The organism is Primorskyibacter sp. S187A, assembly GCF_049800955.1.
GTDB lineage: Bacteria > Pseudomonadota > Alphaproteobacteria > Rhodobacterales > Rhodobacteraceae > JAKVBH01.
Genome location: NZ_JBNAGA010000001.1, coordinates 1,941,294 through 1,961,228, shown reverse-complemented (window position 1 = coordinate 1,961,228; position 19,935 = coordinate 1,941,294). Strand labels below are relative to the sequence as shown.

The 19,935-nt window shown below is 59.3% G+C and carries 17 protein-coding genes; 8 read left to right on the top strand and 9 right to left on the bottom strand.

The genetic code is table 11. From position 1 onward, the window contains the following. The first annotated feature begins 82 nt into the window (after positions 1–82). Positions 83–364: a type II toxin-antitoxin system Phd/YefM family antitoxin gene (locus tag ACP15S_RS09765; RefSeq protein WP_425039379.1), complete on the top strand. Its 282-nt coding sequence runs from the start codon at positions 83–85 to the stop codon at positions 362–364. A 24-nt stretch (positions 365–388) separates the two neighbouring features. Beyond that, a complete protein-coding gene (locus ACP15S_RS09760) occupies positions 389–706 on the top strand; it encodes a type II toxin-antitoxin system RelE family toxin (protein WP_425039378.1) in 318 nt (105 codons plus the stop codon). A gap of 15 nt (positions 707–721) precedes the next feature. Here the strand turns inward: ACP15S_RS09760 and ACP15S_RS09755 are convergent, their stop codons facing one another. The 3 genes from ACP15S_RS09755 to ACP15S_RS09745 form a co-directional block, all read right to left on the bottom strand. Beyond that, complete coding sequence (locus ACP15S_RS09755; RefSeq protein WP_425039377.1) at positions 722–922, bottom strand: hypothetical protein; 201 nt, start codon at positions 920–922, stop codon at positions 722–724. A gap of 338 nt (positions 923–1,260) precedes the next feature. Next, complete coding sequence (locus ACP15S_RS09750) at positions 1,261–5,064, bottom strand: efflux RND transporter permease subunit (protein ID WP_425039376.1); 3,804 nt, start codon at positions 5,062–5,064, stop codon at positions 1,261–1,263. After that, positions 5,061–6,410, bottom strand: a complete 1,350-nt coding sequence (locus tag ACP15S_RS09745; protein WP_425039375.1) for an efflux RND transporter periplasmic adaptor subunit — start codon at positions 6,408–6,410, stop codon at positions 5,061–5,063. Before ACP15S_RS09745 ends, ACP15S_RS09750 begins: the two co-directional genes overlap by 4 nt. 220 nt (positions 6,411–6,630) lie before the next feature. Between ACP15S_RS09745 and ACP15S_RS09740 the strand changes: the two genes are divergently transcribed. From ACP15S_RS09740 to der, 3 genes are read left to right on the top strand one after another with little or no spacing between them, the layout of a single operon-like run. Next, positions 6,631–7,287 carry a hypothetical protein gene (locus ACP15S_RS09740; protein WP_425039374.1) on the top strand — a complete coding sequence of 219 codons (657 nt, stop codon included), beginning with the start codon at positions 6,631–6,633 and terminating at the stop codon, positions 7,285–7,287. Between the two features lie 53 nt (positions 7,288–7,340). Beyond that, positions 7,341–8,660, top strand: a complete 1,320-nt coding sequence (locus tag ACP15S_RS09735) for a PQQ-binding-like beta-propeller repeat protein (RefSeq protein WP_425039373.1) — start codon at positions 7,341–7,343, stop codon at positions 8,658–8,660. Between the two features lie 41 nt (positions 8,661–8,701). After that, positions 8,702–10,162, top strand: a complete 1,461-nt coding sequence (gene der / locus ACP15S_RS09730) for a ribosome biogenesis GTPase Der (RefSeq protein WP_425039372.1) — start codon at positions 8,702–8,704, stop codon at positions 10,160–10,162. A gap of 96 nt (positions 10,163–10,258) precedes the next feature. On the opposite strand, the gene ACP15S_RS09725 is transcribed toward der, so the two are convergent. From ACP15S_RS09725 to purL, 5 genes are all read right to left on the bottom strand, one after another. Next, a complete protein-coding gene (locus tag ACP15S_RS09725; protein WP_425039371.1) occupies positions 10,259–11,089 on the bottom strand; it encodes a DUF533 domain-containing protein in 831 nt (276 codons plus the stop codon). A 186-nt stretch (positions 11,090–11,275) separates the two neighbouring features. Further along, a complete protein-coding gene (grxD, locus tag ACP15S_RS09720) occupies positions 11,276–11,638 on the bottom strand; it encodes a Grx4 family monothiol glutaredoxin (RefSeq protein ID WP_425039370.1) in 363 nt (120 codons plus the stop codon). 1 nt (position 11,639) lies between these two features. Continuing rightward, positions 11,640–11,885, bottom strand: coding sequence for a hypothetical protein (locus tag ACP15S_RS09715; RefSeq protein WP_425039369.1), 246 nt, complete (start codon positions 11,883–11,885; stop codon positions 11,640–11,642). Between the two features lie 4 nt (positions 11,886–11,889). After that, complete coding sequence (locus ACP15S_RS09710; RefSeq protein WP_425039368.1) at positions 11,890–12,126, bottom strand: BolA/IbaG family iron-sulfur metabolism protein; 237 nt, start codon at positions 12,124–12,126, stop codon at positions 11,890–11,892. Positions 12,127–12,213: 87 nt separating this feature from the next. Further along, positions 12,214–14,373: a phosphoribosylformylglycinamidine synthase subunit PurL gene (gene purL, locus ACP15S_RS09705; RefSeq protein WP_425039367.1), complete on the bottom strand. Its 2,160-nt coding sequence runs from the start codon at positions 14,371–14,373 to the stop codon at positions 12,214–12,216. A 124-nt stretch (positions 14,374–14,497) separates the two neighbouring features. Between purL and ACP15S_RS09700 the strand changes: the two genes are divergently transcribed. Both ACP15S_RS09700 and ACP15S_RS09695 read left to right on the top strand, forming a co-directional pair. Then, positions 14,498–14,761, top strand: a complete 264-nt coding sequence (locus ACP15S_RS09700) for a hypothetical protein (protein WP_425039366.1) — start codon at positions 14,498–14,500, stop codon at positions 14,759–14,761. 118 nt (positions 14,762–14,879) lie between these two features. Beyond that, entirely contained in the window at positions 14,880–15,065 is a 186-nt protein-coding gene (locus ACP15S_RS09695; protein WP_425039365.1) for a hypothetical protein, read from the top strand. Positions 15,066–15,362: 297 nt separating this feature from the next. Here the strand turns inward: ACP15S_RS09695 and ACP15S_RS09690 are convergent, their stop codons facing one another. Further along, the gene (locus tag ACP15S_RS09690; protein WP_425039364.1) at positions 15,363–16,262 is read right to left on the bottom strand and encodes a LysR family transcriptional regulator; all 900 of its coding nucleotides are present in this window, start codon (positions 16,260–16,262) and stop codon (positions 15,363–15,365) included. Positions 16,263–16,469: 207 nt separating this feature from the next. Here ACP15S_RS09690 and ACP15S_RS09685 point away from each other — a divergent pair, with 207 nt between their 5' ends. Then, entirely contained in the window at positions 16,470–19,892 is a 3,423-nt protein-coding gene (locus tag ACP15S_RS09685) for an indolepyruvate ferredoxin oxidoreductase family protein (protein ID WP_425039363.1), read from the top strand. Positions 19,893–19,935: the final 43 nt, after the last annotated feature.

Sequence of the window (19,935 nt, the reverse complement as noted above, 5' to 3'; positions counted from 1 at the left end):
CATTGACTACAAAGTGTACAAAATGTACAAATCCACCGTGCTACCTACAATGTGGGGGTGCTGCCAGAACAAGGAACAAAGGATGCAAGGAGCTGAACGCACCAACAGAACATATACTGCAACAGAGGCACGAAAAAACTTCGCTGACCTGATCGACGCCGCACATTTCGGCGAGAAAATTCTGGTTCAAAAGAGAGACCGCTGTGTCGCGGTTGTCTCAATGGAGTTTATAGAGCGCGTTGAGCGACTGCTGGAAATTGAAGCGGCCCTAGAAGCCGAAGCGGCGCAAAGATCTCTCAACGAGTTTTACGAAAAGGGAGGAAAGACCATGGATGAGATCGAACAGGAACTAGAAATGGACTAGTTCAAGGCAACAGCGGAGGGACCAGTGGACCCCAAAGAGATAATATTCTCGCCTGAGGCAGAGAAAGCGATAAAGAAACTATCGAAGCAAGATCAAAAGACTGTTTGGGGTGCAATTAAGAAATTGCGCGCAGGAGATGGCAATCTCCAAGTCGAAAAGATCAAAGCCAATCCCGTGTTTTATCGCGCACGGGTATCCAACTTCCGCGTAATTTACTACCCGCTCTCTCAGGGGCGGGTAGTTCTCTTATTGATAGGCGACCGAAAAGCAATTTATCGAAAAATCGCAAGTCTTGACCAAAAACTGGGCACCGCACTCAAGAAGCTGAGAGTTGCGGACTAACGGAAGATGCAGGCATTAACTAGCCAGTCGCCATAGACCGCCCCTAACGCCCTCGCGCTGCACCTGCCCTTTTGCCTTCATCTTGACCAGCACACGCAACGTACAGCCATAGGCAAGGTCCGGCTCTAGCTCTGGTCGCTTCGCGGCCACACATGCAACCACCTCTTTCAGCCGCTTGGGGCCATCGCTGAGCGCCTGATACACAATCGCGGTCATGTGCCCGCGCTTGGCAACGTCCCTACGTTTGCGGGGCAGCACACGGGGCAAGTGAACGCCCCGCATTTCAAGTAGGGCCTCCACGTGGTCCAGACCTTGTAGATCGCCACGGATCATTTGCTTTCGAAGCTCCAGCAAAGCATTGTCTATCGTCTTGTCCTGCATCCAAGCATTATGGATTCACGCGGGCCAGATGTTCAGCTAGATTGTTGGTGCGTTTGATACATAAGGCCGGGTATTTTCAGACAAAAGAAGGGGTGCGGTGCGCGGCCATTCGACTGTGGTTGCGCGCGCCCGGGAAGGCTTGATCTAGCAAGTTCCGGGGCGCGCGTTGTTTGTTACTCTGCAGCGCGCAATGGGGGTTGTGGGGTGACGGGCAGAGGCGTTTGCGCGGGCTCATCGAAATCCCAGATGATCTCCGGGTTCTTGATTTTGCGCGCGGCGCGGCGTGCAGCCCAATCCCGTCCCGCTTTGCTTGTCCGTCCTGCCCCAAGGCGCGCGAGGGCGCGGAAGAGCCACATCAGATATGTGCTGGCCCAGACCCGTAGCGCCAGCATGGCGGGTGTGAAGACCAGGGTCAGAACCGTGGCGATACCCAGCCCGAAGACGACGGCTGTGGCCAATTGTTTCCACCACAGTGCCGTTGGGCTGTCGATGGAATAGCCGCCCGCGAAGAAGTCAAACGAGAGGCCAAACATCATCGGGGCGAGGCCTGCCATGGTGGTGATCGTGGTCAGCAGCACCGGGCGGATCCGGTCTTCTGCGGTGCGCACGATGGCTTCTATGCGCGGCATGTAGCGGGAGTAGTCCTGATAGGTGTCGATCAGCACGATGTTGTTGTTCACCACGATGCCCGCCAGCGCGACAATGCCTGTGCCGGTCATGATGATTGAGAAGGTCTGATCCATGACGAGCATGCCGATCAGCACACCGGTGGTGGACAGGACCACGGCCAGCAAGACAAGCGCAGCGTTGTAGAACGAGTTGAACTGCGCCAGCAGGATGATGAACATCAGGCCCAAGGCGCCGGCGAAGGCGGTTTGCAGGAAGGCCGCACTCTCAGCCTGATCTTCCTGATCGCCGGTCCATTCCCACTCAAGCCCTGCGGGCAGGGGATTTGTTTCGAGCCAGCTTGTAACTGCTTCGATACGTTCGTTGGCATTCATGGGAACCAATCGAGCGGTCGCCTTGCCAGCATCGATTTTGCCCTGCACCACAGCTAATTCTATATTTTGGGCGACTTCGGGCGCATGAAAGTAGAAGGTTCTTGCCTCTCTGAAAAGCGAAGAGAACCAACCGAGTTTTTCATTCGCAGTGACGTTATACGGCTCGCCCCGTTCTCTAGCGTCTTCGTCTACGGCATACCCAAAGCCAACGTCTGTAGCTTCGTCTTCTACAGGCTCACCGTCATCATCTAATGGGACCAATTGCAGTATTTCGATACCTGGAAGCACATCAGCTTTCACGTCAAAGTAGCGTTTCTGGTCGATGCGGTTGATCTCTGCCAGCTTCTCGACTGGCGTGCGCGTGATGAAGTTCGCCAGCGGCACAAGACCATCAGCCGTGCGCACTTTCAGCGTATCGAGCGTGGCCAGGACCCGGTCTTCTTCAGGCAGGCGGACGCGGATCTCGATCTCCTCGTCAGAGCTGTCGACGCGCATCGTGTCAAGCAGGATGCCACGGGTCACAAGCTGGACCATCGCGCCCACGGTGGCCACGTCTGCGCCGAACCGTCCGGCTTTCTCGACATCCACGTCGATCTGCCAATCGATCCCGGGCAGGGGGCGCGTGTCTTCTATCAAGGTCAGGCCGGGTGTTTCGTCAAACTTGGCGCGCGCCTTGGTCGCGGCGGCCATGAGGTCTTCCCAATTGTCGCCTTTGATGCGCAGGTGCACGGGTTTGCCCTGGGCTGGGCCCATGGCCAGTTCGGAGATCTCAGCCTGGATGCCGGACAGTTTGGCGAGTTCAGCGTTGAGCTCGGCGATGATGCGGTTGCCGTCGAGGTCCGGATTGTCCTTGCGTTCTTCCCAAGGGATGGTTTCGAACTGCACCTGACCGATCAGGTCTTTGGGCGGTTGCCCGCCGGAGGTGTCGGAGTTCAGCCCGCCTTCACCGGCGAAAGAGAAGACCGACCGCACGCCGGGATGGGCCAGAACGATTTCTTCGGCGCGGCGCACTTGCGCGTCCTTTTCCTCAAGGCTGAGGTTGCCCCGTGCAAGGACGTAGACCACCGCGCGTTCTGGCTCCGTCTCAACGAAGAATTCCGTGCCGTTGTTGTTTGCGGCGAAGTAGCCGAAGACGCTTGCAACGAAGAAGAGGACGCCACCAATTGCCGCAAGCGGCATGATTGGATTGCCTGCGATCAGCTTGATCAGCCCGCCGAAGAGCGTGCGGCGGCGCCCGGCACGGATGCGGCGCGGCTGCCAGCGGATCTCAGCCGCCTGCATTGTGATGGATGCGAGGAAGGCCCCGATGATGAAGACTGCGGCCCCGGGGAGGACGGCGGCAACGCCCTCGAATGGGGAAGTGAAGAGGTAGTCCGGATTGATCGTCATCATCACGCCCGTGAAGACGATGAAGAGCGCCGGAGGCACAAAGAGGGCGCGCAGGGCCCAAGGAAAGCGCGCGCGCAAGCCTTCTGCGGCATTGCCAAAGACCCGCGACAGACGGCCGGACACACCGCCCATAACAGGCAGGTAGATCAGCGCCACGATCAGTGACGCCGACAAAACGAAGATCAGCGTCACCGGCAACATGCCCATGAACTGCCCCGGCACGCCAGGCCAGAAGAGCATCGGCAGGAAGGCGCAAAGCGTTGTCGCGGTCGAGGAGACAATGGGCCAGAACATGCGTTTGGCCGCCTCGACATAGGCATGCATGGGCCCTGTGCCATCCTTGATGCGTTTGTCGGCATATTCCACGACGACAATGGCGCCATCGACCAACATGCCCACTGCGAGGATCAAGCCAAACATCACGATGTTGGAAACGGCGATCCCCATGACGCCCAGCAAGACGAAACAGAGCAAAAACGAGGTCGGGATTGCAAAGCCCACAAGCAGCGCCGGGCGCGAGCCGAGAGAGGCCAGCACCACGATCATCACCAGCGCGATGGCCGTGAGCACCGATCCTTCCAGCTGGCGCACCATGCTATCAACCTCGCGCGAAGTATCGTTGGATGTGCCCACCTGAACGGCGGCCTGAAGTTCTGGCGGCCATTCTTGACGCGCGGCCTCAACAGTGGCGCGGACTTCATTGGCCGTGTCGATGACATTGAAGCCCTTGCGCTTCACGACCTGCAGGGCGAAGGTGTTTTCGCCATCGAACCGGGCGGTGCCCTGACGGTCTTCGAACGTGAGCTGGATCGTGGCCAGATCGCCCAGTGTGACGACGCGTTCGCCGTTTGTCTTGACGGGCAGGTCATAGATGTCCTGCACATCGTCGAAACTGGAGGGGATTTTGACCGCGAAAGTGCCCTGCGCTGTCTCGACCTCGCCTGCTGCAATCAGCTGGTTGTTGTTCTGAACAACCGAGATCAGCTCGCCTGCCGTGACATTGTAGCTCTCAAGGCGCAGGGGATCGATGGTCACCTCGACCATCTCATCACGGTTGCCCGCAATGCCCGCTTCCAGAACGGCGTCGAGGCTCTCGATCCTGTCCTGCAAATCCTTGGCCACCTGCGCCATCGTCCGCTCGGGGACAGCGCCGGTCAGATTGACGATTACGATGGGAAATTCGGAGAAGTTGATCTCGTTGATGGAGTACTTCTCAGCACCGGAGGGAAATTGCGCCTCGGCTGTATTCATCGCATCGCGCACGTCCGCGAGGATTTTCGTTTTGTCCCAGCCGAACTCGAATTCGAGCGCGACGCCCGCGTAATTTTCCGCCGCTGTGCCGGACAGGCTTTTGAGCCCATCCAGATCGGAGAGCTCTGTCTCCATCGGTTTGACGAGCAGTTTCTCACTGTCCGCCGCCGAGATGCCGGGGAAGGGCACCGAGACGAAGAGTGCGGGAATTTCGATATCAGGCTCGCCCTCTTTGGGTAGACCCCAATAGGAAAAACCACCCGCCAGAAGCGAGAGGGCGATAAAGGCCAACACCATGCGGGCGCGGGACGCGGCCCAATCAACGATACCGGTCATTGTTGCAGCTCCTCTTCGAAGCTGACGTTCACCGGAACGCCATCGGTCACGTATTCCTGCCCAAGCGTTATGACGATGACCTCATCGGGCAGACCCGTGGCCCAGACGCCTTCGCGGGTATCGCGCAGGATCCGGATGGGGGCGAAGGCAGCGACATCGCCGTCGGCCACGATCCGCACGCCCAAAGCGCCTTCGTTGTCGAGCGTGAGCGCCGATTGCGGCAGCAAATGTGCAGTATCGCCCGGCGCGGCAATGATGATCTCCGCGGTCTGTCCATCGCGGATTGCGAGATCGGAATTGGGCACGTCAATTTCAACACGGAAGGTCCGTGTTTGCATATCGGCAGAGCGCGCAAGGAAAGACACTTTGCCAGTGACTTCTGCGCCCGTCGTCAGGCGTGCTGCGGCTTGCGCCCCGATTTTGACCCGGGAGATCTGGGTTTCAGGCACAAAACCAACGAGTGTGATGGGATCGAGCTGAAGCACGGTCCCACAGAGCGCGCCGGGTTGAAGCAGAGTGCCAAGCTCGGCTGTGTCCGTCTCCAGAATGCCACCGAAGGGTGCCCTGATTTGCAAGCGCTGGATTTCTTTCTCCGCCGCCGCGACGCCAGCCTCGGCTGACTGAATGGCGGCTTTGGTGCTATCCAGCCCTGAGCGCGCGGCTTTGACGCCGGCCTCGGCTGCCTTGACGCCGGCTTCGGCAGCAATGATACTTGCCTCTGCGCTGCGTACAGCCGCTTCGGCGTTCTTCACGCGCGTCTCAGAGGCATAGCCATCGGCCTGCAACTTCTGCGCCGCGTTGAAGTTGACCTGGGCTTCATCCAAACGCGCCTCGGCTTCGATGAGGCGCGCCTGCGCCTCGGGGATGCGGGCTTCTGCTTCGGGAATGCGGGCTTCTGTTTCAGGTTGGCGGGCGACGGCTTCAGCCAATCGCGCCCGGGCTTCAGCCACGTTCACGGCGCGCGTGCCGGGATCCAGCTCACACATCAACTGACCCGCTTCAATGATCGCGCCTGCCCGCAAGGGTGGAGAGATCACAGTGGAGCTTGTCTCCGATCTGACTTCGACCTGACGCGCGGCCTGGGTCTCCCCGCGCAGAATAATCGCGCTGTCGATCTCCTTGGCCACGGAGCGCATTGCGACAACGTCCACTTCACCTGCGCGCGCGTCCTCGCTCGGCGATGCCTCAACCACCGCCTCGGGCGCCTCGGCGACGACGTCTTCGGCGGGCGCTTCGCTGGACCAAGGTGGATTTGCGGCAAACGCCACAAGCGTATCCCGGTAGAGGACGATACCAATCAAGAACGCTGTCACGAGAAGAGCTGTGACGAAGGGGATTAAGCGCATTACATGTCCAATCTGAATGCCCAAGGAGCCTGGCTGCGTGGGTTATATAGATATCTTCGCTAAACTAACCAGTTCAGATTAGTTTTTTTCGAGAATTTCTGCAAGACGCGCTGCAATGCGGCAAAGTGAGGCAAGATGCGTGAAATAACAGCACCTCTTGGCACTGCGCAGAGGGCAGGGTAAGGGTGTGGCCCAAAGGGTCATGTGAGGCGAGGCACCTGTGAGCGACAGCGACAGCTTTATTGAGGAAGTCACCGAGGAAGTGCGTAGAGACAGGCTCTTTGCGCTGATCAAGCGCTATGGCTGGATCGCCGCCAGCGCGATCTTGTTGCTGGTCGGCGGGGCCTCTTTCAACGAATACCGCAAGGCGCAGGAGCAGGCCAAGGCGCAGCGCTTGGGCGATGCCATGCTCGCGGCGCTCGAGAACAACGATATCGCTGCCCGGGCGGCGGCTCTGGATGCCATCGAAGCCGAAACGCCCGGGGGTGCTGCCATTCTGGCGCTGCTGGCCTCTTCGCAGGAAACCGAAGCTGGGCAGGGTGCGCAAGCGTCCGAGCGTTTGCAGGTTATTGCGACCAATTCCGACTTGCCGGAAATTTATCGCAATATCGCGGGCTACAAGGCGTTGCTCGCAGGGAGCGACACATTGAGCGTCGATGAGCGCCGCGCAGGTTTCCAAGGCCTGGCCGTGCCGGGCAATCCGCTGCGACTGCTGGCGGAAGAACAACTCGCCTTGTTATCGCTGGAAACCGGCGCTGTGGATGAGGCACTGGGCCAGTTCAATCGTATCGTTGAGGATGCCGAAGCATCCGAGGGTGTCAGACGCCGTGCTGCGCAAATGATCGTAGCTCTTGGCGGCGAGGCTCCCGAGACGTAAAAGGGTGATGCGGGGCACAACGATCCCGATGTGAGACAACAAGGGCAGTCATCATGGGCATTGGATCAGTCAAATTGCGAAACCTCCTGGCGGTCGCGCCGCTCGCCGTGCTCATGGGCTGTGTGGAGCCTGAAGTTATACTGACCGGTGAGCGAGAAGACATCCGCTCCGATCTGTCGACCCTGGCGCCCGAGACGACAGCCGTGGCCTTTGCGGCGCCTGCAATTACGAACAACGCCAGCTGGACCCATGGAAATGGCAGCCCGGCGTATCGCACGGATCATCCGGCGCTGGGATCTGCTCTGCGACCGCTGTGGTCTGTGAACATCGGACAGGGCGACAAGAAGCGCGCGCGCATTTCCGCTGACCCCATTGTTGCCGATGGCCGTGTCTTCACGCTTGATAGCGCAGGCCTCCTGAGCGCTGTCTCCACAGGGGGCGCTGTTTTGTGGACCCGCGAGCTGCGGCCCGAGCGCGATGCCCGGAATGAGGTGTCCGGTGGTGGCATGTCCTACGGCGACGGGCGCCTCTACGTGACGACCGGATATGGCAACGCCCATGCTATCGATCCAACCAATGGCGAGGAAATCTGGGTCCAGCGCCTCGGCGCCACAGGCACGGCGTCGCCATCTTATGACGGTGGTTTGGTGTATCTGGTGGCGGGCGATGATGTGGCTTGGGCCATTGAAGCCGATAACGGCCGTATCCGTTGGCAGCTCGAAGCCATTGAAGACACCAATAACGTCTTCGGGGGGCCCGCGCCTGCGGTCACCGATCAGTTTGTCCTCTTCGGCTACGGCAATGGTGATGTGCAGGCGGCCTTCAAGAAAGGCGGCTTGCGTCTGTGGTCTGCAACGGTTGCCGGGCGGCGCACGGGCTTTGCCATCAACCGGGTGAGCGACATTACAGGCGATCCGGTTGTCTATGGTGATCGTGTCTACGTGGGCAACCAATCGGGCCGGCTTGTGTCGCTCTCGCTGGGATCTGGGCAACGGATCTGGACAGCGCGCCATGGGACCGTCCAGCCGGTCTGGGCTGCGGGCAATGCTCTCTTCATGATCTCGGATCGCAACGAGCTGATGCGAATTGATCGCGAGACAGGCGCGGTTGTCTGGTCAGACAAACTGCCCCAGTTCAAATCCCAGCGTCCTCTGCGGCGCGAGACGATCTTTGCCCATCATGGGCCCGTTCTGGCCGGTGGCCAGTTGATTGTGGCCTCTGGCGATGGCGTGCTGCGCGTCTATGATCCTGAGGATGGCGCGCTCACGCGGACCGTCCCACTGCCAGGAGGTGCGACGTCGAACCCTGCGGTCGCGGGGGGTGTTCTCTACGTCGTGACGCGAAACGGGCAATTGCAAGCTTTCGGCGGGTGATGTAACAGGCGCGCTTGAAGTTTCGGAGCGCGAAAGAACCCATGTCATTCACCCTGGCCCTCGTCGGTCGCCCCAATGTGGGAAAGTCGACATTGTTCAACCGTCTTGTTGGCAAGCGGTTGGCGCTGGTTGATGATCAGCCGGGCGTGACGCGTGATCTGCGTGAGGGTGCCGCGAGGCTTGGTGATCTCCGGTTCACGGTGATCGACACGGCTGGTCTTGAAGAGGCGACAGACGAGAGTCTTCAGGGGCGCATGCGGCGCTTGACGGAGCGCGCCGTGGAGATGGCAGACATCTGCCTGTTCATGCTGGACGCCCGCGCTGGGGTCACCCCCTCGGACGAGGTGTTTGCCGATATTCTGCGCAAAAAAAGTGCCAACGTCCTGTTGGCTGCGAATAAAGGCGAAGGCTCTGCTGCGGATGCCGGTGTGCTGGAGGCCTACGCGCTTGGGTTGGGCGAGCCGATCCGGCTTTCTGCGGAACATGGCGAAGGCATGCCTGAGCTCTATGCCGCCCTGCAACCGCTTGCAGATCAATTCGCCGAACGCGCGGAGCAAGACGCGCCGGAAACGGACGTCAGCATTCATGAAGATATCGCAGACGATGACATCCCGGACTTTGCGCCAACCGAGGCCAAACCGCTTCAGATCGCCGTGGTGGGCAGGCCGAATGCGGGCAAATCGACGCTGATCAATCGTATCCTGGGCGAGGATCGCCTGCTCACAGGGCCTGAAGCAGGGATCACCCGGGATGCCATTTCTCTCAAGATCGATTGGGGAGGAACACCGTGCCGCATCTTTGATACCGCTGGCATGCGCAAACGCGCCAAGGTGCAGGAAAAGCTCGAAAAACTCTCGGTGTCGGATGGTCTGCGCGCTGTGAAATTTGCGGAAGTGGTCGTGGTCCTGCTGGATGCGGCCATTCCGTTTGAACAGCAGGATTTGCGTATTGCAGACCTTGCCGAGCGCGAGGGGCGCGCGGTCGTTGTCGCCGTCAACAAGTGGGACGTCGAGCCGGAAAAACAGGCGAAGCTACGCAACCTGCGCGAGGCGTTTGAGCGGCTCTTGCCACAGCTGCGCGGCGCACCTCTGGTCACGGTCTCAGCCAAGACGGGCAAAGGCCTTGATCGGTTGCACGCGGCTGTCCTGAAAGCGTATGCGACCTGGAATGCCCGTGTCCCCACATCCCAGCTCAATCGCTGGCTCGATGGGATGCTGGCACAGCATCCTCCGCCCGCGCCGCAAGGCAAGCGAATCAAGCTGCGCTACATGACCCAGGCCAAAACGCGCCCACCCGGCTTTGTCGTGATGTGTTCGCATCCAGACAAGATGCCCGAGAGCTACTCACGCTATCTCGTCAATGGATTGCGGGACAGTTTCGATATGCCCGGAACGCCCATTCGTCTGCATATGCGTGGTCAGAGTGACAAGAACCCCTACAAGGGGCGGCGCAAGAAAAATGCCGGCGCTTTGGCCAAGCATCTGGGAAAACGGGATCGCTGACGGCCGCCTCGTCTCTTCATCTTGCCAGAAAAACTCCGGGGGAGCCCGCATGGCGGGCGGGGGCAGAGCCCCCAAACCCCATTTGTTCTTGCGCCTTTACGAATACAGGGGTTGTACGCCCATCTGCGTATGCAGCGCGTTGACTGTCTGTTGATCCAGGCCCATGGCCCCGGCCAATTGGTCCAGATAAGCCGCTTCAGCCTGCGTATCGAGACGGATGGCCATGAGGGACATGGAATAGACCTGCATGCGTTGCGGTGCAGGCGTGTCATTGGCGAGACCTGCAATATCCACCGGCGCGGCGAGCTGCGCACGGACAAATGCCATATCTTCGGCATCTGCATCGTCGCCGAGCAGTCCCAGGATCTTTTCTTGCTCCTGCGCGTCGATGTCACCATCTGCCTTGGCAGCCTGAATCATGGCGCGGAGCATGAGACCCGCGGCTTCTTCCGCCTGGGGCGCCGTTTCCTTGGTGTTCATCGCGTCGAACAGGCCACCCAGGCCACCGCCGGAGGCCGCGGCGGCCGATCCTGCCATCGCGAGGATGCCCGCCAGGCCAGCACCGCCACCGGCGCCTGACAGCAGACCGCCGGCGCCGCCGTCACCTTGCTGTGCACTGCCGCCACCCATGAGGCTGCCCAACATGTCTTGCAATCCACCAGCACCGCCGCCGGCACCACCCATGAGGCCACCCAGCATCTCTTGTAGATTGCCACCACCGCCTTGCATCATGGATTGCAATTGCTCCATCCCGGGCATGCCCTGAAGCCCGGCCATGGCGGGGTTTTGTCCAGCCTCAGCTTGGCCCGACGGCACAGATGCACCGCCCAAAAGTCCACCCAAGCCACCGTTTTGCGATACATGTTGCACGCCGCGCGCCGCGGCATATCCAATGGCAACCTTGGCCAGCGTTCCCAGCATTCCCATGACAATAACTCCCTTGTGGTCCATGTCCTTTGGCTAACGTGGTTAACGATGACAGATAACACCGGATATGCCCATAGTTGGATTGTCCTGCCCAAAGGGGGAAAATTGGCTGCGGTGTCGCAAAACAAAAAAAACGCGCGGGGCCGTGGAGGCCGCGCGCGTCTCGACTGTCTCGGGGATGGACAGTCAGCCGTTGGCTTCGCGAATTTTGTCGGCCGCATCCTTGTCAAATCCAACACCATTGTCTTCGAACATGGTGTCGAGTTCGCCGGAAAGCGTCATTTCCGTGATGATATCACAGCCGCCCACAAACTCGCCCTTGATGTAGAGTTGGGGAATTGTTGGCCAGTCGGAGTAATCCTTGATGCCTTGACGGATCTCTTCGTCAGCCAGGACATTCACATCCGCATAATCGACGCCCATGTAATTCAGGACGCCTGCCACGCGCGAGGAGAAGCCACATTGCGGCATCTCCTTGGTGCCCTTCATGAACAGGACCACGTCCTTGGATTTGACCTGTTCGTCAATGCGGGATTTTACGTCGCTCATGTTATTTCTCCTTGTGCCGTCCCTGCGGGACGAATTTTCGGGCATATTCCTGCGGATCGGCGGGGACGCGCCATGTGGTAGAGTGTCCGCCCAGACCCGATTGATAATCTGATGTGAGGATATGGTCGCCTTTGCCCGGTTTTGCACCGCGTGCCTTGCCAGGGTCCCGGCGCAGCGCCATCCAGCCCAGTGCGACCGCCGCGAGGGCGATCAGGAGGCTGAGGGGCAGGATGAGCGACAGATCCACCTCTTTAGTCCGGTGCGCGTGTGGTCAGGGCAAGGGCATGCAATTCGCCGTTGCTGCCGTCCATCTTGCCTTTGAGCGCGGCATAAACGGCGCGCTGTTGTTGCACACGGTTTTTGCCGCGAAAGCTCTCATCCACCACCATGGCAGACATATGCACCCCATCCGAGCCGCCGATCGTGATCTGAGCTTCGGGAAAGCTCTCCCGCAGGAGCGTTTCGATCTCGTTCGCAGTCATTGGCATAAGGGTTTTCCTTGGATCGTTGCGCTAGCGGTCAGTGCCTGACCTCACAGCTAAATTAGGGATCGCGCGGGCAGTTGACAAGAAACCTCAGGCAAAGAGTGCGGGCAGGGTCGCATAGCTCAAATCGCGAAGCTCATCGAGTGCCGCCCGGCTTCCCCCCATAACGACATCGGTGCCCGTAAACCGGCCCACAGATGTCAGCGTGACGCCCGCGCGATTGGCTGCAACCATAAGCGCTTCGGCTTGATCGAAATTGCAGGCAATCAGATAGCGCCCTTGATCTTCGCCAAAAAGGGTGGGCGTGTCCGCCATATCCAGCACCACGCCGACATCGCCTTGCTCTGCCATTTCATATGCTGCCAGCGCCAGACCGCCATCGGATAAATCCGTGCAGGCCTTGATCCAGTCGCGGTTGTCGCGGATGAAATCGCCGGCGGCTTTCTCGGCCTCCAGATCGACATGGGGCGCATCGCCATCTGTCCGGTTGAAGACTTCGGCCAGTAGCGCTGAGCGGCCCAGATGGCCCTCGGTGGTCCCAAGCACAAGAGCGACATGACCATCGCGGGCGCAATCGGCGATGGCCTCATCTGCGTTCTCGATGAGCCCAACGGCGCCGATGGTCGGGGTTGGCAGGATCGGCTCTCCATCTGTCTCGTTGTAAAGCGAGACGTTGCCGGAAACGATGGGCATATCAAGTGCGGCAACGGCCGCGCCGATACCTTTGATCGCGCCCACAAACTGCCCCATGATCTCGGGCTTCTCGGGGTTGCCGAAATTCATATTGTCCGTCGTGGCCAATGGCTTGGCGCCCACAGCTGAGAGATTGCGATAAGCTTCCGCAACCGCCTGTTTGCCGCCCTCGACCGGGTTGGCCACCACGTAGCGCGGGGTCACATCGGAGGTAAATGCCAGCGCTTTTTGCGTCCCATGCACGCGGATGATGCCAGCGCCTGCGCCGGGGATGCGCATCGTATCGGCCATGACCTGGCTGTCATATTGCTCAAACACCCAGTTGCGCGCAGCGTAGTTGGGTGACGCCAGAAGTGCCTTGAGCCCGTCAATAGGATCGATTTCGGGCACATCCGAGAGAGGTTCTGCCGCAGGGGTCTCGACCCAGGGGCGATCATATTCCGGCGCAGTGGAGGCCAGTTTGGACAGTGGCAAGTCGGCTTTGACGACGCCATTGTGCATAATCAGGAAACGATCTTCCGCGATTGTTTCGCCAACGATGGCAAAATCGAGATCCCATTTGTCGAAGACCGCCTTGGCCTCAGCCTCCAATTCGGGCTTGAGCACCATGAGCATGCGTTCCTGGCTCTCCGACAGCATCATCTCATAAGCAGTCATGTTTTCTTCGCGCACGGGCACACGTTCGAGATCAAGCCGCACGCCCAGCCCGCCTTTGTCACCCATTTCGACCGCGGAGCAGGTCAGCCCCGCGGCGCCCATGTCTTGAATAGAGATGACCGCGCCCGTGGCCATCAACTCGAGCGTGGCTTCCATCAGGCGCTTTTCGGTGAATGGATCGCCGACTTGCACGGTGGGGCGCTTCTCCTCGATGGTCTCGTCAAACTCGGCAGAGGCCATCGTTGCACCACCGACGCCGTCTCGACCCGTCTTGGCGCCCAGATAGACAACGGGCATGCCGAGACCCGAGGCGGCGGAGTAGAAAATCTTGTCCGCATCCGCGAGGCCGGCGGCGAAGGCGTTCACAAGGCAATTGCCGTTATAGGCCGGATCAAAGCGCAACTCGCCCCCGACCGTGGGCACACCAAAGCAATTGCCGTAGCCGCCGACGCCTTCGACCACACCATTGACCAATTGGCGCGTCTTGGGGTGGTTGACCTCGCCAAAGCTCAGGGAATTCATCGCCGCAATCGGGCGCGCGCCCATGGTAAAGACATCGCGGAGAATGCCGCCGACGCCCGTGGCCGCGCCCTGATAGGGCTCAATGTAGGAGGGGTGGTTGTGGCTCTCCATCTTGAAGATCACAGCCTGACCATCGCCGATATCCACGACGCCTGCATTCTCGCCGGGGCCGCAGATGACCTGAGGGCCTTCGGTGGGCAGGGTGCGCAGCCACTTCTTGGAAGACTTGTAAGAACAATGCTCATTCCACATGGCCGAAAAGATGCCCAATTCGGTAAATGTGGGCGCGCGCCCAATGATCTCTAGAATGCGATCATATTCATCGGGCTTGAGCCCATGTGCGGCGATGAGATCGGCTGTGATCTGCGGCTCTTGCATCGTCAATAAACCCCCGGTGGCTGTCGCAGACCTCTTAGGCCAAGGCGGCGCGGGATGAAAGGGCTGGGCCGTTGCTGCCTCGCGGTTTGGTGTGATATCCCGGACGCGTCGAGGAAGCGAAAGAATGCAATTGGGCCGAAACATATCGCTTTGGAAGCGCGCGCTGAGCCAAGCGCGCTTTGTCGTTGCCGCATTGAGCGCGCGGTTTATGCCGGGGCGGCAAACGCAAGATGTGCTCGCGCAGATGGATGGCGCGCATCCTCGCGTTCAACTGCTCTGGACAGGCGGCGTTCTGGTTGTTCTTTTCCTTGCCTGTCTCTTTGCTGCATCCCTGGGCCCATATGCTCTGGCAGGGCTGTTTGGTGTGATCGTATTGCTCATTCGTTAAATGTGAATTTTCAGAATACCTTTGCATACATCTGTTATTAAACAAAAAATTTTGATTTTTTTGATCTATGCCCGACCAGAGCTCGTATCTAACGCACTCAAACACGAAAGGGTATGACATGGACTTTGGACTTGGAATTCTGACTTTCGGGACATTGGGCTTTGTGGCGATCTTCGGCTACATCTCGGCCCGCGAGACAAAAAAACTTCGGGAAAACGGCGCGCCCAAATCGACGCTGTCCCGGGATGGTGCGGCAGAGCGGCTGGCAGAGCTGCGGGCACAATCAAAACAAAACGTGGCCTGATACACAGGCTGGAAATTTTGAAAGGCGCTCATCTCAGGATCGGGCGCCTTTTTCACGTTCTCTAGTGCATGTGATGAGGGGATCGCATACTTTGGGGGACCCTGCGCGGAGCGCCAAAAAAAAGGCCGAGCTAAGCTCGGCCGAAGTCCAACAGGGAGGTATGAAGTCGGGCAAGTGCGCCGCGTCTCCATACTGCCCAATTATGCGGCGACGGTGCTTCGATCAAGGATTATTGCGTCGCGGACTCGTCAATCCCGATATGCGTTGCGCGCATGCCTCATGAGAAAACGCCTAGAACTAGCGGCTTTCACGGATCAGCTTACGGTGGGCGATGATCTCGTCCTGCACAAAATCGCGGAAGGCAGCGATGCGCTGTGACTGACGCAGTTCTTCAGGATATGCCAGAAAAACAGGAACTTCCGCGCTCTCAAGATCGGGCAGAATGCGGACAAGGCTGGCTGTGTCTTCGGTCACGTAATCCGGCAAAACCCCAATGCCCAGATGCGACAAGGTCGCCTGCAATACGCCGAAGTAGTTGTTCACGGTAAGTTTCGGTTGGACATCATAGGTGAGCAGCATTTGCACAAAGCTCATGCCAGCGCCCACTTGTGTGACATTTGTCTGTTGGCAAATCAGTTGGTGGCTGGCGAGACCTTCGATGGTTTCGGGTTGTCCGTGTTCTTCGACATATTCCTGTGTCGCGTAAAGGCGCATGCGAACTGACATCAGCCGCTTGCGGATCAGATCGGCCTGGCTAGGCTCTTTCATGCGAATGGCGACGTCGGCCTCGCGCATGGGCAGGTCCAGAACTCGTTCTTCCAGGAGCAAGTCGATCGTCAGATCGGGAAATTTATCATAGAGCTTCTGCAGACGCGGCGCCAACCAGAGCGAGCCAAAGCCGGTCGTGGTGGTGACGCGTAATTCGCCAAAGACTTCTTCTTCACTGTCGCGGATACGCGCCGATGCGGCTTCCAGACGTTTGCTCATGGCGCGGGTTGCGTCAAAGAGCAGCTCACCCTGTTCGGTGAGAATCAGGCCTCTGGCGTGTCTGTGAAAGAGCGTCGTGTTGAGGCTTTCTTCGAGGGCCCGTATCTGACGGCTCACGGCGGATTGCGATAGATGCAGCACATCACCCGCATGTGTGAGCGAGCCTGCGTCAGCCACTGCATGAAATATTCGAAGCTTATCCCAATCCATTAGGGTAACTTTCCTGACCTGTCCCGCTCAGTGGGCAACATATATGCAAAATATACATAACGCACGCATGAGTTCACGGCGGATGCAGAGAAAGTGTGCGCAAAAAGCTGGTCAGGTCAGCAAAGTTGACCTACATTTATGATAGATTGAAGCGGAGCCGGATGCTTTGGCCAATCTACCTTTGCCAGTCTGCTTTGGGAGGAGTTGATGAGCGACCAGAAGATTTCCCTCAATGATCGGTTTGATCTCGAGCGGAGCACAGTTCTTTTGAACGGCACGCAAGCTCTGGTCCGGCTCATGCTCGCCCAAAAGGCGCGCGACATCAGGGCAGGGCTCAAAACGGCGGGCTATGTGACCGGCTATCGCGGCTCGCCTTTGGGCGCGGTTGATATGCAAATGCGCCGCGCCGAGACCTTTCTGCAAAAGTCGGACATTCGTTTCGAAGAAGGTTTGAACGAGGATCTGGCGGCGACCGCGCTTTGGGGCAGTCAGCAGTCCGAGCTGCGCGGCGAGGGCCGATTCGACGGAGTTTTTGGCCTTTGGTATGGCAAAGGCCCCGGCGTCGACCGCTCAGGCGACGTCATGCGGCACGCCAATATGGCCGGAACCTCTCCCCATGGTGGCGTGCTCATGGCGATGGGCGATGATCATACGGGCGAAAGCTCTACCGTTCTGCACCAGTCGGAATGGGCGATGGTGGATGCCTATATGCCTGTGGTCTCGCCGGCGGGGGTTCAGGAAATCCTTGATTTTGGCCTCTATGCTTTTGCGCTTTCGCGTTTTACGGGTCTTTGGGTTGGTCTTAAGACCATGAAAGACACCGTTGAGGTCACGTCGGTGGTCAACGGAGATCCGCATCGCCTGAGCTTTCAGACACCTGAATTCGACATGCCCGATGGTGGGCTCAATATTCGTCTTGTGGATACGCCCCATGCGCAGGAAGCGCGCATGATTGATCACAAACGCTTTGCCGCGGAGGCCTTCTCGCGGGCCAATCGGATGGATCGGCGCGTCTGGGGCAAGCCGGGTGCCAAGATCGGACTTGTGGCGGCCGGTAAGAACTGGCTCGACCTTGTGCATGCGCTCTCTCTGCTCAACATCAATGAGACGGAGGCTGAGCGCTTGGGGATCACCACCTACAAGGTGGGTCAGACGTTTCCGCTCGATATGCGTGGCTTCTCTGAATGGGCCGAAGGGCTCGATCTGATCATCGTTGTGGAGGAGAAGCGCAAGCTCATCGAGGTTCAGATCAAGGAAGCCATCTTTGATGATCGCCGCGGCCGTCGCGTCTGGGGCTGGCACAAAGGCGGTGGGGCAGGCTCGATGCATGGCAAGGAGCTCTTCCCGACCCGGGGCGCGCTTGACCCGATCCTGATCGCGGAAAAGCTGGGGGAAATCTTTATCGACGAGGGGCGCGGCGCCGATGGCATTCGCGCCGGTCTCGCACAGGTACGCGAGGCCAAACGTGCCGACAACGCCGAAGAGATCGCGGCGCGCATTCCTTATTTCTGTGCCGGCTGCCCGCATAATTCCTCGACCAAGGTGCCCGACGGTTCCCGCGCTTATGCGGGCATCGGTTGCCACTACATGGTGCAATGGATGGACCGCGAGACGCTGGGGTTCACCCATATGGGCGGCGAAGGCGCGAATTGGATCGGCGAAGCGCCGTTCTCGCACCGCGGGCACATTTTCCAGAATATCGGCGACGGCACCTACAACCACTCCGGCATCCAGGCGATCCGCGCGGCCCATGCCGCCGGCACGACCATGACCTACAAGATCCTCTACAACGATGCTGTGGCCATGACAGGCGGTCAGGGGAATGACGGTAATCTCAGCCCCGACCGGATCGCGCGTGAAGTTCTCGCCATGGGGATCGAGGAAGTGCATCTGGTGCATGATCCCAAGGATCCCTTTGATCCCGGCGTGTTACCCGGCGAGGTAAAGGTCGAGACACGGGACAATCTGCAAAAGGTCCAGGAGCAACTAGCCGGAACGACAGGCGTCTCCGTGCTGATCTATGTTCAGACCTGCGCCGCTGAGAAACGCCGTCGCCGCAAGCGCCAGCAATTTCCCGATCCCGATCAACGCATCTTCATCAACTCCGATGTTTGTGAAGGTTGCGGCGATTGTGGGGTCCAGTCAAACTGTGTGGCCATTGTTCCCAAAGAGACGGAGTTGGGCCGCAAACGCGCCATTGACCAAAGCGCATGCAACAAGGACTTCTCGTGTCTCAAGGGTTTTTGTCCGTCCTTTGTATCGGTGCAGGGCGGCACGCCGCGCAAGGCGCAAGCCAAGGCGCTCGATCTGCCCGATCTGCCGGTGCCGCATCTCCCGCAGATTGACGGGACGTGGAACGTCGTGATCACGGGCGTTGGCGGGACGGGCGTGGTGACCATCGGGGCTGTCATGGCGCAAGCAGCGCAGATCGACGGGAAGGGGGCCGGCATGATGGAAATGGCGGGCCTCGCTCAAAAGGGCGGCGCCGTGCATATCCATTGTCGTCTTGCCAATAGGCCTGAGGATATCTCAGCCATCCGTGTGGCCACGGGTGAATGCGATGCGCTGATCGGTGGCGATCTGGTCGTCTCTGCGGGTGCCAAGACACTGGGCCTCATGGCCACAGGCCGTACGGGCGCCGTGGTCAACAGTCATGAGATCGTGACGGGCGATTTCACGCGCGATACCGAGTTCACCTTGCCGTCGGACCGTCTGCAGGTGGCCCTTGAAGCGCGCCTGCGCGAGGGGCTGACACTTTTTGATGCGTCCGATCTTGCCCGTGCGAGCATGGGCGATGCGATCTATTCCAACATGATCCTGTTTGGGGCGGCGTGGCAGCGCGGGCTTGTCCCGCTGAGCCTCGATGCCATTGCACAGGCGATAACCCTCAACGGCCAGGCCGTTGAACGCAATTTGCGCGCCTTTGAGATCGGTCGATGGGCTGTGGTGCACCCCGATGAGGCGGCGCGCTTGGCCCAGCCTAATGTGATCTCGCTGCCCACGACTCTGGAGGAGAAAATCGCCTTCCGCGCAGAGCATCTGGCCGCCTATCAAAGCAAGCGGCTGGCCAAGCGCTACCGCAAACGTGTGGACGCGATCGACGATCCTGACCTGCGCGAAGCCGTGGCGTTGGGTTATCACAAGCTTCTGGCCTACAAGGATGAATACGAGGTCGCGCGCCTTCATCTCGATACGGCAGCCAAGGCAAAGGAGGCTTTCGAGGGGGATCTGAGAGTGACATATCACCTTGCGCCGCCTCTGCTTTCAAAGATGGGTCCGGATGGACGTCCGCGCAAAAAGGAATTCGGTCCGGCCATGGAGCGCGTGTTTGCTGTCTTGGCACGGTTAAAACGCCTGCGCGGCACCCCCCTCGATCCTTTTGGCTACACGGCGGAGCGCAAGATGGAGCGCGCCTTGATCGCGCAATATGAGCGTGATCTGCAAAGCGTTCTGCCCAAGCTCTCTGACGAAACGCGGGACGCCATACTCGCGCTGGCGCGTTTGCCGCTCGATATTCGCGGTTTTGGCCCTGTCAAAGCGGCCAATGAAGCCAAGGCGGCAAAGCGTCGGGAGGAATTGTTGGCCGTGATCGCCTCTGGGGGGCCCGATCTGGCGCAGGCGGCAGAGTGAGGCAAAAAACCTCGATGCAATCACTCGCCTTACGCGGGCATTC